Origin of the sequence: Mesorhizobium sp. (assembly GCF_041661565.1) — a bacterium.
Classification (GTDB): Bacteria; Pseudomonadota; Alphaproteobacteria; order Rhizobiales; family Rhizobiaceae; genus Mesorhizobium.
Window position 1 is genome coordinate 1 of record NZ_JBAZUD010000134.1, and the last position, 13,790, is coordinate 13,790.

Annotated in this window: 11 protein-coding genes; 4 read left to right on the forward strand and 7 right to left on the reverse strand. The window is 64.0% G+C overall.

The window, feature by feature from the left end:
• The 5 genes from WC739_RS20215 to WC739_RS20235 all read right to left on the reverse strand — a co-directional run.
• Nucleotides 1–699, reverse strand: a 699-nt coding sequence (locus WC739_RS20215; protein WP_372954795.1) for an NUDIX hydrolase, incomplete at its 3' end; no start/stop codon positions are given.
• 72 nt (nt 700–771) lie between these two features.
• Nucleotides 772–1,206 (reverse strand): DUF983 domain-containing protein, encoded by a 435-nt coding sequence (locus WC739_RS20220; RefSeq protein WP_372954796.1) that lies wholly within the window; start codon nt 1,204–1,206, stop codon nt 772–774.
• Complete coding sequence (gene rnr / locus WC739_RS20225) at nt 1,206–3,527, reverse strand: ribonuclease R (protein ID WP_372954797.1); 2,322 nt, start codon at nt 3,525–3,527, stop codon at nt 1,206–1,208. Before rnr ends, WC739_RS20220 begins: the two co-directional genes overlap by 1 nt.
• A 6-nt stretch (nt 3,528–3,533) precedes the next feature.
• Nucleotides 3,534–6,170, reverse strand: coding sequence for a type I DNA topoisomerase (gene topA / locus WC739_RS20230; protein ID WP_372954798.1), 2,637 nt, complete (start codon nt 6,168–6,170; stop codon nt 3,534–3,536).
• Nucleotides 6,171–6,536: 366 nt separating this feature from the next.
• Entirely contained in the window at nt 6,537–6,914 is a 378-nt protein-coding gene (locus WC739_RS20235; protein WP_372954799.1) for a hypothetical protein, read from the reverse strand.
• A gap of 177 nt (nt 6,915–7,091) precedes the next feature.
• On the opposite strand from WC739_RS20235, the gene WC739_RS20240 reads away from it, so the two are divergent.
• Together WC739_RS20240 and glmU are read left to right on the forward strand one after the other, a co-directional pair.
• Entirely contained in the window at nt 7,092–7,838 is a 747-nt protein-coding gene (locus tag WC739_RS20240) for a cytochrome c biogenesis CcdA family protein (RefSeq protein ID WP_372954800.1), read from the forward strand.
• A 124-nt stretch (nt 7,839–7,962) separates the two neighbouring features.
• On the forward strand, nt 7,963–9,339 hold the full coding sequence (gene glmU, locus WC739_RS20245; RefSeq protein ID WP_372954801.1) for a bifunctional UDP-N-acetylglucosamine diphosphorylase/glucosamine-1-phosphate N-acetyltransferase GlmU: 1,377 nt from the start codon (nt 7,963–7,965) through the stop codon (nt 9,337–9,339).
• 3 nt (nt 9,340–9,342) lie between these two features.
• Here glmU and WC739_RS20250 read toward each other — a convergent pair whose 3' ends face one another.
• Entirely contained in the window at nt 9,343–9,711 is a 369-nt protein-coding gene (locus WC739_RS20250) for an ADP-ribosylation/crystallin J1 (protein ID WP_372954802.1), read from the reverse strand.
• Nucleotides 9,712–9,921: 210 nt separating this feature from the next.
• Between WC739_RS20250 and glmS the strand changes: the two genes are divergently transcribed.
• Together glmS and WC739_RS20260 are read left to right on the forward strand one after the other, a co-directional pair.
• The gene (glmS, locus tag WC739_RS20255; RefSeq protein ID WP_372954803.1) at nt 9,922–11,745 is read left to right on the forward strand and encodes a glutamine--fructose-6-phosphate transaminase (isomerizing); all 1,824 of its coding nucleotides are present in this window, start codon (nt 9,922–9,924) and stop codon (nt 11,743–11,745) included.
• Nucleotides 11,746–11,839: 94 nt separating this feature from the next.
• Nucleotides 11,840–12,592 carry a DUF502 domain-containing protein gene (locus WC739_RS20260; RefSeq protein ID WP_372954804.1) on the forward strand — a complete coding sequence of 251 codons (753 nt, stop codon included), beginning with the start codon at nt 11,840–11,842 and terminating at the stop codon, nt 12,590–12,592.
• Here WC739_RS20260 and recG read toward each other — a convergent pair.
• Nucleotides 12,544–13,790, reverse strand: a 1,247-nt coding sequence (recG, locus tag WC739_RS20265; protein ID WP_372954805.1) for an ATP-dependent DNA helicase RecG, incomplete at its 5' end; no start/stop codon positions are given. The two genes, WC739_RS20260 and recG, sit on opposite strands and share 49 nt — an antisense overlap.

Genomic DNA, 13,790 nt, shown 5'->3' on the forward strand with positions numbered 1-13,790 from the left:
GAACGGCACGGGACCTCCCGGGCGAAGCAGCGGATCATGGGCGAGGCGCTTCTCCAGCTCGTCCAGGATCATTCGGGTGATGTCGGGTATGTCGGCTTCCCTGGCCTTGGCCAGCGGCAGCCAGACAAGTTCCTCCAGTTCGTTGGTCGGGCCGCCATCCGGCAACTCGACGGCGACATCGTGGCGCCAGGCGCTGAAGAAACGCGTGTCGAAGCGGCGTACGCGGTTGGGAGGGGTGATGGCGCGCGCGATGAAACGCAGCATGTCCAGGGAAGGCTGCACGCCATGCTCGACAAAACCTTGCCAGTCACGCTTGTCGGTTGCAAAGGCGGCCTTCCGGCCGATCAGCAACCCGGCTTCCTCATAGGTCTCGCGAATCGCCGACAGCGCAACGGCGCGAGCCCGTGCGGCGCTGACGCGGCCTGGGCCCGCAAGCAGCTTCGCCTCCTCGTCGCGATGCAATGGGCTGGCCGTCGCGACGCGGCTGTCCGCCGGATCGGTACGACCACCGGGAAACACGAACTTGCTTGGCATGAAGGCATGGCCGGCGTGGCGGCGGCCCATGAGAACCAAGATGTCGTCGCCCTTGCGGTCGATAAGAATCAAGGTCGCGGCGTCCCGTGGACGAAGCGCCCGGCCGTCATGCGCGGCCAGGCTCGTGTCGATCTTTTCGACGTCCGCCTTGGTCATAGCTTCCATGCGCACGACCTAGCGGAAACTTCTTGCATGCGAAAGTGGCCTTGGTGAGTGGCATGTTGCGCCAGCGATGCTTCAGGCGCCGTGTTGGGACTCCGTCCCGTCTTCATCGCCACCGAAGCCGTGCATATAGAGGGCCCATTGCAGTCCGATGACGGCGCCTTTCACAGGCTGCAGCAGGGCGACCGACAATATGATCGTCAGCGGCACCCATATCAGGATGTGCTGCCAGGTGGACAAGGTCGACGCCGCCTCCACGCCCATGAACGTGCCGAGAACGATGTGGCCGACGATGACGATGACCAGATAGGCTGGCAGGTCATCGGCGCGATGATGATGCATCTCCTCGCCGCAGACGCCGCAGGCTTCCACGGTCTTGGTGAAGCCGCGGAACAGCTTGCCTTCGCCGCAATTCGGGCAGCGGCCCAGCAGGCCGCGCTTCATCGCCGTCCACAGCGGGCGGGCAACCCGGCCAGAGTGATGTTCGCCGCCGAAAACCTGTTGTTCCATCATCGTCTCCTGCCGCGCGAGGCCGGTCGCGATTGCGACGCACGGGCGCGGCCCTTGGCCTTGTGAAACGACCTGCTGGAGCCTGGCAGAGGCTTCGGATCGGTCAACATCTCGAAGCGCATCGCACCCGCCATGGGCGCCACCTCGACAAGCCGGACCTCGACGCGATCCGCCAGCTGATAGCCTTTGCCCGAGCGTTCGCCGAACAGGGAGCGGGCCGTTTCGTCGTATATATAGTAATCGCCACCCAGAGTTGACACCGGGACGAAGCCATCCGCGCCATACTGCGGCAATTGGACAAACAGTCCGGACTTGGTGACGCCGGAAATGCGGGCGTCGAACCGGTCGTCCACGCGCTCGGCGAGATAGGCGGCGATGAGCCGGTCGACCGTATCCCGCTCGGCCGCCATGGCGCGGCGTTCGGTGCCCGAGATCAGCACCGAGACGTCTTCGAGCCGTGCTTCCTCGTCCTGCGTCAGCCCTCCCGGACCGAGGCCGAGCGCCGCAATAAGTCCGCGATGCACGATCAGGTCGGCGTAGCGGCGGATCGGCGAGGTGAAGTGGGCGTACCGCTTCAGGTTGAGGCCGAAATGACCGATATTCCCGGGCGAATATTCGGCCTGGCTCTGCGAGCGCAGCACCACCTCATTGACCAGGCCTTCATTGTCGGCGCCGCGCACGCGCTCCAGTATGCCGTTGAACTGGGCTGGTCGCATCTGAGCGCCACGCGCCAGCGACAGGCCCAGCGTCTGCAGGAACTCGCGCAGCGATTCCTGCTTTGCCAGCGATGGCGCGTCGTGGACGCGGTAGACCAGCGCCTGCTTCCTCGCTTCCAGCGTCTCGGCGGCGGCGACATTGGCCTGGATCATGAATTCTTCGATCAGCTTGTGGGCGTCGAGGCGCTCCGGCACAATGACGCGATCGACCGTGCCGTCCGGCTTGAGCATGATCTTGCGCTCCGGGAGGTCGAGTTCGAGCGGCTGGCGTCCGTCGCGGCCACGCTTGAGGATCGCATAGGCGTCCCAGAGCGGCTTCAGCACGGTGTCGAGGATCGGGCCGGTCTTGTCATCGGGCGCGCCGTCGATCGCGGCCTGCGCCTGGCTGTAGGCAAGCTTCGCCACCGACTTCATCATGACGCGGTGGAAGGAATGCCGGACCTTGCGGCCATCGGCTGAGAAAACCATGCGCACCGCCAGTGCCGGCCGGTCCTGGCCCTCGCGAAGCGAGCAGAGATCGTTCGAGATGCGCTCGGGCAGCATCGGCACGACACGGTCGGGGAAATAGACGGAATTGCCGCGCTTCAACGCTTCGCGATCGAGTGCCGTGCCGTAGCGGACATAGGCGGCGACATCGGCGATGGCGACCGTGGCTATGACCCCGCCGGGATTGCTCTCGTCGGTATCGGGCGTGGCGAGAACCGCATCGTCATGGTCCTTGGCGTCGGCCGGATCGATGGTCACGAGCGGCAGGTCGCGCCAGTCCTCGCGGTGAGCGAGCGTCGCGGGCTTGACGGCCTCGGATTCGGCGATGACGTCGGCCGGGAAGATGTGGGGAATGTCGTGGGCGTGGATGGCGATCATCGAGACCGCCTTCTCGCTGGTCAGCGAGCCCAGCACATTGAGCACCTTGGCTCGCGGCAGCCCGTAACGAGAGGCCCGGGCGGGCTCGACCTCGACCAGGTCGCCGTTCCTGGCGCCGTTCTGGAATTCCTTGTCGACGATCAGCTCGGGCTGGCGGCGCTCGACCGGTTCGATGCGGAAAGAACCGTCCTGGAGCACGCGAAAGACGCCGAGAACGGCGTCCGTGCGCTTCTCGAATATCTTCATCACCCGCCCCGTATAGGCGGGCCCGGTCGCTTCGTTGGTCGGGAAGGTCTTGGCCAGCACGCGATCGCCGATGCCGGGCGCCGGGCTACCGCCGCGGGAGACGCGGATCGAGACCACCGGCGGCTCCCCCGTGCCCACGGGCTCGGCCGGGTGCGCCAGCAAGATGCCGTCGCCGTCACGGCCGAAGATGTCCAGCACCGCGACATGGGGCAGGGCGCCGACGCGGGCCAGCTGCTTGCGTTCCTTGGTCAGGACGCCTTCATCCTGCAGGTCGCGGAGGATATCCTTCAGCCAGATGCGGTCGTCACCGCGCAGCGCGAACGCCTTTGCGATGTCGCGTTTGCCGGCACGATCGGGATTCTCGGCGATATAGCGCAGGATCTCGTCGCGGGACGGCCGGTAATCTTGCTTGATCTCGGCCCCGTCCGTGATCTTACCCTTTGCGCCGGCGGTGCGCGGATCGCCGTGGTTTCTAGCGGTGATCCTGCGCGCCACGCTGTGCTACCCTTTTTTCTTCGCCGCCGGCTTCTTGGCGGCTGCCTTCTTGGCCGTACTTGTCTTGCTTGCGGGAGCCTTGGCCGCTGCTGCCTTGCGGAACGGCTTCTTGCCGCCGCCACCCTTGGCTTCCTTTTCCGCGATCAGTGCCAGCGCATCCTCGATGGTCACCGACTGCGGATCCTTGCCCTTCGGCAGCGTGGCATTGACCTTGCCGAAATTCACGTAGGGCCCGTATTTTCCGTCGCGCACGACGATCTTGCCGCCGCCGTCGGGGTGGTCGCCAAGGTCCTTGAGCGCGGCGGCGGTGCCGCCATTGCGGCCGCCCTTGCCCTTCAACTGCTTCTCGGCGATCACGGACACGGCGCGGTTCAGGCCGATCGAAAACACGTCCTCGATGCTGTCGACATTGGCATAAGTGCCGTCGTGCAGCACAAACGGCCCGTAGCGTCCGAGCCCGGCCGAGATCATCTTGCCGCTCTCGGGATGCTTGCCGACATCACGGGGCAGCGACAGCAAGGCCAACGCCTTCTCGTGATCGATGGTATCAGCCGTCCAGCCCTTGGGCAGGCTGGAGCGCTTGGCCTCCTTGCCGTCGCCGCGCTGCAGATAGGGGCCGAAGCGGCCCGAGCGCAGCGTGATTTCCTCCGCCGTATAGGGGTCCTTGCCGATGACCTTGGTGCCGTCCTCGCCGCCGCCATTCTCGCCATTGGGGTTGGCGGCGTCGCCGAGCTGGCGGGTGAATGAGCATTCGGGATAGTTCGAGCAGCCGACAAAGGCGCCGAACTTGCCGAGCTTCAGCGACAGATTGCCGGAGCCGCATTTCGGGCAGATGCGCGGGTTGGAACCATCTTCCCGCGCTGGGAACACCAGCGGCGCCAATTCTTCGTTGAGCGCGTCCAGAACGTCGGTGACGCGCAATTCCTTGATGTCGGAGACGGCACCCGAGAAATCCTTCCAGAAGTCGCGCAGCACATCTTTCCACGCGAGCTTGCCGTCGGAGATCTCGTCGAGCTTTTCCTCGAGCGATGCCGTGAAATCATATTCCACATAGCGCTTGAAGAAGCTTTCCAGGAAGGCCGACAGCAACCGGCCCTTGGCCTGCGGCACCAGCCGGCGCTTGTCTATGGTGACATAGTCACGGTCTTCGAGCGTCTTCAGGATCGCCGTGTAGGTGGAGGGCCGGCCGATGCCGAGTTCCTCCAGCTTCTTGATCAGCGAGGCTTCGGAATAACGCGGCGGCGGCTCGGTGCTGTGCTGGGTAGCGTTGATCGCCTGGCGAGCAAGCTGCTCGCCGGCCCGGATCTCGGGCAGGCGACGATTCTCCTCGTCTTCGGTGTCGTCGTCCTTCAGGTCGGTGTAGGCGGCGATGAAGCCATCGAACCGAACGACCGAGCCGACGGCGCGAAGTTCGGCGGTGCGAGTCCCATTGACCGCCTCGATCTCGGCGGTGGTGCGTTCGATCTCGGCCGGCTGCATCTGGCTGGCGATGGCGCGCTTCCAGATCAGCTCATAGAGCCGCATCTGGTCGGAATCGAGATATTGCCTGACCGATGCCGGGGTGCGCATGAAATCCGTCGGACGGATCGCTTCGTGCGCTTCCTGGGCGTTCTTGGCCTTGGCGGTGTAATAGCGCGGCTTTTCCGGCAGGTATTTGGGGCCGAATTCCTTGACGATGGCATCGCGGGCGGCGGAGATCGCCTCCGGCGCCATCTGCACGCCGTCGGTTCGCATATAGGTGATCAGGCCGGTGGTCTCGCCGCCGATCTCCATGCCTTCATAGAGACGCTGCGCCACCTGCATGGTGCGGCTGGCCGAAAAGCCGAGGCCGGAAGAGGCGGCCTGCTGCAGGGTCGACGTCGTAAACGGGGGGCCGGGATTGCGCTTCGTCGGCTTGGCTTCGACGGACAGCGCCTTGAAGGTCGCGCCTTCGAGCATCGACTTGATGTCGTCGGCTTGCGCCTTGTTGGCGATATCGAGTTTCTGCAGCTTCTTGCGATCGAATGCCGTCAGCCGAGCCTCGAAATTCTCGTTGCGCGGCGTGCCGAGGAGCGCGGATATCTGCCAGTATTCCTCGCGGATGAAGCGCTCGATCTCGGATTCACGGTCGCAGACCAGACGCAGCGCCACCGACTGGACACGCCCGGCCGAACGAGCGCCGGGCAGCTTGCGCCACAATACCGGCGACAGGGTGAAGCCGACCAGGTAATCAAGCGCCCGGCGGGCGAGATAGGCATCGACCAGCGGCGCGTCGATCTGGCGCGGATTGGCCATTGCCTCCAGGACCGAAGACTTGGTGATGGCGTTGAAGACGACGCGGCTGACCGGCTTGTCCTTCAGGGCGCGCTTTTGCTTCAGCACTTCCAGCACATGCCAGGAAATCGCTTCGCCCTCACGATCCGGATCGGTGGCGAGGATCAGGCCATCGGCATCCTTGACCGCCTTGGCGATGTCGGCAAGCCGCTTGCCCGACGCAGTGTCGACGGCCCAGGACATGGCGAAATCCTCGTCGGGACGCACCGAGCCATCCTTGGCGGGCAGGTCGCGGACGTGACCGAACGAGGCCAGAACCTTGTAGTTCTTGCCTAGATATTTGTTGATTGTCTTCGCCTTGGCCGGCGATTCGACGACGACGACGTCCATGAGGTCTCATATCAGCTGTAATGCGGCAGAAGAATTCCGCTGCGCGCGACGAAATCTCGGTTCTGTTGTCGCTCACATGGCCGCGCTTTTGCATCCGGTCAAGGGGAAGCGCCCAAATTGGCAAGGCTGTCCGCGGCAATACACTCTTAGAGTGTATGGAGAAATTCACGAAATTCCGGTCGAGTATTGCTTGGGGGAGAGGGTGGCCCCGCGTCGGCGGAAACGCCGGTTTCTGCATCACCTGAGTCGTGAAAGGGCGACTGCCACCCTGGCGTCACGCTATCGCGAAATGATTGGGCTGGTCGCAAGCCACACGCAGCGGAGGCCCGCGACCAGCCCTGTTCCCACCGGCAGGCAGGATGATGCTTAGTCGGCCTTGATGATGTGCCAGACCTCGCCGACGCCATCGCCGGTCACGTCGTCTGCCTTCTTATCCTTGATGAAGGTATAGACCGGCTTTCCGTCATAGGCCCACATCTTGGTGCCGTCGGTGCGGTCGACAACGCTCCATTCATCATCCGCCTTGGCGCCGGCCTCGGCTTTCAACGGCGGCCAGTTGGTGGCGCATTTGTCGTAGCAATTGCTCTTGCCCTTCTCGTCCTTGTCGTAGGTATAGAGCGTCATGCCATTGGCATCGGTGAAGATCTTGGCGCCACCGACCTCGGCTTCCTTCCACGCATCGGCGGCGAAGGAGGCGGCGGTGCTGAGCAGAAGCGCGGCTAAACCGACTGTCATCGTTTTCATGGGAAACTCCCTGGATGTCCAAAGAGGCGCGGGAAATCGCGGCCTCTCTGTATCAACGCCGGTCGCGGGTCCTTTCTTCCCCGGCCCGGACATGCAACGTCGGCTTGCCACAAAATGGTGATTGGTGGAGAAGCGGCGTGCAGCCTATATCGGCGCCGGGACGGTTGGAGGTCAGGAATGGCATTGGACATCGGCTATGTCAGCGCGGTCGGGGCGGGGGCTATCTCGTTCCTGTCACCCTGCGTGCTGCCGCTGGTGCCTCCTTATCTCTGCTACATGGCCGGCGTCTCGGTCGACGATTTCCGTGGCAATGCGGGCGTGACGGCAAGGCAGGGCGCTCGCGGCGCCCTGCTCTACTCGTCGATCGCCTTCGTACTCGGCTTCTCGACCGTGTTCGTGACGCTCGGCGCCGGCGCTTCGACCATCGGCCGGCTGCTGCGCGTCTGGCAGGAGCCGCTGGCGATGGCGGCGGGCGTGCTGATCATCCTGATGGGCCTGAACTTCCTCGGCATCCTGCGCATTCCACTGCTGTCGCGCGAGGCGCGCTTCCAGTCGCAGGGCAAGCCGGCAAGCGCGGTCGCCGCCTATGTCATGGGCCTCGCCTTCGCCTTCGGCTGGACCCCCTGCATCGGCCCGGTTCTGGGGCCGATCCTGACGCTGGCGGGTGGCCGCGAGACCGTGGGCGAGGGCGCGCTGCTGCTCGCCGCCTATTCGCTCGGGCTGGGCATCCCGTTCCTGGTCGCGGCGCTCTTTTCCGGCGCCTTCATGCGGTTCCTCGGCAAATTCCGCGTCCATCTCGGCCGCGTGGAAAAGGCGATCGGCGCCATGCTGGTCGTCGCCGGCGTGTTCTTCCTCACCGGCGGCGTTCAGACGGTGTCCTACTGGCTGCTGGAGAATTTCCCGGTGCTGGGGCGGCTGGGGTAGAACCGACACCGGAAGCGCGTGACCGGCTTAACCGTCACACCGGAATTTAACCGCATTGGTGGAGCATGGCGCCAATGCTAGATAGTCGCGATTCCCGATCCCTTTTCATATGGTTGGTCCGTCCATGAGCCAGAGATCCTGCCTGTCCATCATCCTCGCCGCCGGCGAAGGCACGCGCATGAAGAGCGCGCTGCCGAAGGTGCTGCACCAGATCGCCGGGCTGCCGATGGTGGCGCATGTGGTGAACGCGGCCGAGTTGGCGGGCTCCGGGGACCAGGCGCTGGTGATCGGCCATGGCGCGGAGGAAATGCGTAAGGCGGCGGCGAAATTCGCGCCCGAGGCCGAGACCTTCGTGCAGGACAAGCGCCTCGGCACCGCGCACGCCGTGCTGGCCGCCCGCGAGGCGATATCAAGGGGTTATGACGATGTCCTGGTGATGTTCGGCGACACGCCGCTGATCGATCCGGGCGCTCTGACCGTGGCGCGGCTGAAACTGGCCGAGGGCGCTTCTGTCGCGGTCATCGGATTTCGTACGCCCAATCCAACCGGCTATGGCAGGCTGATCGAAAAGAGCGGCAAGCTTGTCGCCATTCGCGAGGAGAAGGATTGCAGCGAGGAGGAGAAAAAGATCATCTTCTGCAATGGCGGGCTGATGGCCGTGGCCGGCGCCCATGTGCTGGAACTGCTCGGCGCGGTCGGTAACACAAATGCCAAGGGTGAGTATTACCTCACCGATATCGTCGAGATCGCCAGCGCCCAGGGTCTCGATGTCGTTGCGACGGAAGCCAGCTTCGAAAACGCGCTCGGCATCAACAACCGCGCGGAACTGGCGCAGGCCGAAGGCATCTGGCAGGCGCGCCGCCGGCACGAGGTGATGCTGTCGGGCGTGACGCTGATCGCGCCGGAAACCGTGTTCTTCTCGCATGACACCGAGATCGGCGCCGATACGCTCGTCGAGCCCAATGTGTGGTTCGGCCCAGGCGTGAAGATTGCCACCGGCGCCAAGATCCACGCCTTCAGCCATATCGAGGGCGCGACCATCGCGTCCAATTGCGATGTCGGACCGTTCGCGCGGCTGCGGCCGGGCGCCGATCTCAGGCAAAAGGCCAAGGTCGGCAATTTCTGCGAGGTCAAGCAGGCGGTCGTCGAGGAGGGCGCCAAGGTCAACCATCTGACCTATATCGGCGACGCCCGCGTCGGCGCCGGCGCCAACATCGGCGCCGGCACCATCACCTGCAATTATGACGGTTACTCGAAATTCTTCACCGACATCGGCGAGGGGGCCTTCGTCGGCTCCAACTCCTCGCTGGTGGCGCCGATCACCATCGGCAAGGGCGGCTACATCGCCTCGGGAAGCGTCATCACCGAAGACGTTCCCGAGGACGCGCTGGCCTTCGGCCGCGCAAGGCAGAAGACGATCCCCGGCAAGGGCAGGGAATTGCGCGAACGCTTTGCATCGGCCGCGGCGGCAAAGAAGAAGGCCGACGGCGCTGCCCACTAGCGCTTAGCTGGATGATTCTCGGCTGAAAGCGGCGGTCACCTCGATCCTGCCAACGATAGCCTTGTTGAAATCGTCGAGGTCTTCAGCAGGTATCCAGTATTCCAGATGCGCCATGCTGCCTGCGTGCTCGACCCGGTAGCGGTCGAGAAAGCTCTTTCGCACATCGAACCGCGTCACGAAACCGGCGCCGCTTGCCGGCACGTTCCAGTCGCGTGCGATCTGCACGGCATAGGCTTCTGAAAGAACCGGGTAAAAAATCGGCTGGTCGGGAAGGCGCGGCGGAAACGCCTGCATGCCCGAGGCTTCGATAAGCTTCAGCTCCACCGGTCCGACCGGTCGCCAGAGTGTAATGGTGGGCTCGACTTCGTTCATGGCTCTCAGCTTAGCCAAAGGGTGTCCAAATGAGAACCGAATGGCTGAAAAACCGACGATTGCGGTAATGGGCTTGCAACAGTCATCCATGATAGTGCATCGGCAAGGAAACCATCCCGCTGACACGGGACGAAATGCAATGTGACTTTCGCGGCAGGCCGGCCATCCGTAAATAGGCTGGTTTTCCACGGGCAATCGGGGGCTTTCCGCATGTGCGGTATCGTTGGAATCGTCGGCAATTCGCAGGTCGCGCCGCTCATCGTCGATGCGCTGAAGCGGCTCGAATATCGCGGCTATGATTCGGCCGGCGTCGCCACGCTGGAGCATGGGCACCTTGCGCGGCGCCGTGCCGAGGGCAAGCTGGTCAACCTCGAGCGCCGGCTCAAGGACGATCCGCTCGCCGGCACGATCGGCATCGGTCATACCCGCTGGGCGACCCATGGCGTGCCGAACGAGACCAATGCGCATCCGCATTTTTCCGATGGCGTCGCCATCGTCCACAACGGCATCATCGAGAATTTCGCCGAACTGCGCGACGAACTGGTCCGGGACGGTTACGCATTCACGTCGCAGACCGACACCGAGGTCGTTGCCCATCTGGTGGCGCGCGAACTGGCCAGGGGACTGAAGCCGGTCGAGGCCGCGCATCAGGCGCTGAAGCGCCTGGAAGGCGCCTTCGCGCTGGCCATCATGTTCAAGGGCGACGAAGACCTTATCGTCGGCGCCCGCAATGGCCCGCCGCTGGCCGTCGGCCATGGCGACGGCGAGATGTTCCTGGGCTCCGATGCCATTGCGCTGGCGCCGTTCACCAACTCCATCACCTATCTCGAGGATGGCGACTGGGCGGTGCTGCGCCGCGAAGGCGTCACCATCTTCGACATCGATGGCAACCAGGTCGAGCGCAAGCGCCAGCAATCGCTCTCGACCAGCTTCATGGTCGACAAGGGCAACCGTCGGCATTTCATGGAAAAGGAGATCCATGAACAGCCCGAGGTGATCTCGCACACTCTGGCCAACTATCTCGATTTCGTCGGCGGCGTGTCCAAGCCGCTCGACCTGCCTTTCGATTTCGCGAAAATCGACCGGCTGGCGATCTCGGCTTGCGGCACGGCCTATCTCGCCGGGCTGATCGGCAAATACTGGTTCGAGCGCTATGCGCGGCTGCCGGTCGATATCGATGTCGCCTCGGAATTCCGCTACCGCGAAATGCCGCTGTCTGCGACCGACGCGGCGTTCTTCATCTCGCAATCGGGCGAGACCGCCGACACGCTGGCCTCGCTGCGCTATTGCCGCAAGGCGGGGATGAAGATCGGCGCCGTGGTCAATGTGCGCGAATCGACCATGGCGCGTGAATCCGACGTGGTGCTGCCGACGCTGGCGGGGCCAGAGATCGGCGTCGCCTCGACCAAGGCTTTCACTTGCCAGCTTTCGGTGCTCGCATCGCTTGCGGTGCGCGCCGGCGTGGCGCGCGGCAAGATCTCGCGCGAGCAGGAAAAAACCTTGGTGCGCGAACTGTCCGAAGCGCCGCGCTACGCCAACCAGGTGCTCAAGCTCGACCACCAGATCGAAAAGATCGCACGCGATCTCTCCTACCACAAGAACGTTCTCTATCTCGGCCGCGACACCAATTTCCCGCTTGCCATGGAAGGGGCGCTGAAGCTCAAGGAAATCTCCTATATCCATGCCGAAGGCTATGCCGCGGGCGAATTGAAGCATGGGCCGATCGCGCTGATCGACGAGAACATGCCGGTGATCGTCATCGCGCCGCATGACCGGATTTTCGAGAAAACCGTGTCCAACATGCAGGAAGTGGCGGCGCGGGGCGGCAAGATCATCCTGATCACCGACAGCAAGGGTGCGGCGCAGGCGAGCGTGAAGACGATGGAGACGATCATCCTGCCTGATGTGCCGGAGATCATCTCGCCGATCATCTACGCGCTGCCGATCCAGATGCTGGCCTATTTCACCGCCGTGTTCATGGGCACCGACGTCGACCAGCCGCGCAATCTGGCCAAATCGGTGACGGTGGAGTAGGCGTCCCTAAACGAGCGCCTTTTAAACACTTCGCAGTTCCAAAGCGCCCTTCGGTTCACTAATGTTGCGCTGCAACCCGCGCCCCCGGTGAACCATGTCCGATGCTCCCAAGACCTCCGGCATGACCCGGCTGAGGAACTATTTCCTCACGGGCTTCATCGTCTGCGCGCCGCTGGCGATCACTGCCTACATTGCCTGGTCCGTTATCGGTTGGGTCGATTCCTGGGTGAAGCCCTATATTCCGGCGCGCTACAGCCCCGATACCTATCTCCCGTTCCCGGTTCCCGGGTTCGGACTGATCGTCGCCCTGGTCATGATCACGCTGATCGGGTTTCTCACCGCCAACATCGTCGGCCGCGCTATTGTCGGCTTCGGCGAGCGGCTGCTTGGCCGGATGCCGCTGGTGCGTGGCGTCTATGGTTCGCTGAAGCAGATTTTCGAGACCGTGCTGTCGAACAAGGGCGACATGTTCCGCCAGGTCGGGCTGGTGGAATATCCGCGCAAGGGCGTCTGGTCCTTGGTCTTTGTCGCCGGCGAGAAGGAAACCGAAATCAACCAGAAGCTCGACCAGGAAGGCGACCCGCTAATCGCGGTTTTTATGCCCTGCACACCAAACCCAACTACCGGATTCCTGATGTATGTGCTGAAATCCGACATCGTACTCCTCGACATGACGATCGAGGACGGCGCGAAGCTGATCGTCTCGGCCGGGTTGGTGGCGCCCGAAGTGAAGTCGAAGATGATGACGCTGGACGGCCAGCCGATCAACGGAACCGTGGCCAATCCATCGCTGGCATCTCATCCGGCGCGCAGCAGCCGCACGGCCTCGTCGCGGCCGAACAAGTAGAGCAGCAGGCGCAACGCCTCGCCCCGATCGGATTGCAGTTCGGGGTCGCGCGACAGGATCAGCCTGGCATCGTCCCGGGCCGCTTCCAGCAGGTCGGCATGCGCCTCGATGCGCGCCACCTGGAAGCCCGGCGTGCCGGACTGGCGGGTGCCGAGCAATTCGCCTTCGCCGCGCAGCTTCAAATCTTCCTCGGCGATCAGGAAGCCGTCCTCGGTCTCGCGCATTACCGACAGCCGGCGTTTGGCGGTCTCGCCGAGCGGATCCTTGTAGAGGAGCACGCAGGAGGAGGGCTTGTCGCCGCGGCCGACCCGGCCGCGTAGCTGGTGCAACTGGGCAAGGCCGAAGCGCTCGGCATGCTCGATGACCATGACGGTGGCGTCCGGTACGTCGACGCCGACCTCGATGACTGTTGTGGCGATCAGGATGCGCGTCTCACCCTGCTTGAAGGCGCGCATCGCCTCGTCCTTCTCGGCGCCTTTCATGCGGCCGTGAACGAGGCCGATGCGATCCCCGAAGAGTGGCTTCAGCGAGGCGAAACGGTCCTCGGCCGACATCAGCTTGATCTCTTCGGATTCCTCGACAAGCGGGCAGATCCAGTAGATTTTCTGGCCGCCGGCGACGGCGTCGACCATCCGGCCGACAAGTTCGTCCAGCCGTTCCAGCGGCAGCGTGACGGTGCGGATCGGTTGCCGGCCGACCGGCTTTTCCGTCAGTTTCGACACGTCCATGTCGCCGAAGGCGGTCAGCACTAGGGTGCGCGGGATAGGCGTTGCCGTCATCACCAGCATGTCGGGCGCGTCGCCCTTGGCCGTGATGGCAAGTCGCTGATGGACGCCGAAGCGGTGCTGCTCGTCGATGACGGCGAACACCAGATCATGGAAGGTGACCGTGTCCTGGAACAGCGCGTGGGTGCCGACGACAATGTCGATCTCGCCGCTCGCCAGGCCGGCCAGCGTATCGGCGCGCTCGCGTCCCTTTTCGCGGCCGGTCAGGATGGCGATGCGCAGACCGACCCTGGCGGCAAGCGGAGCGATCGTCGCCAGGTGCTGGCGCGCCAGGATTTCAGTCGGCGCCATCAAGGCTGCCTGGCCGCCGGCTTCGACGGCGCGCGCCATGGCGAGCAGCGCGACGACCGTCTTGCCGGAACCGACATCGCCTTGCAGCAGCCGCAGCATGCGTTCGGGATCGGCGAGGTCGG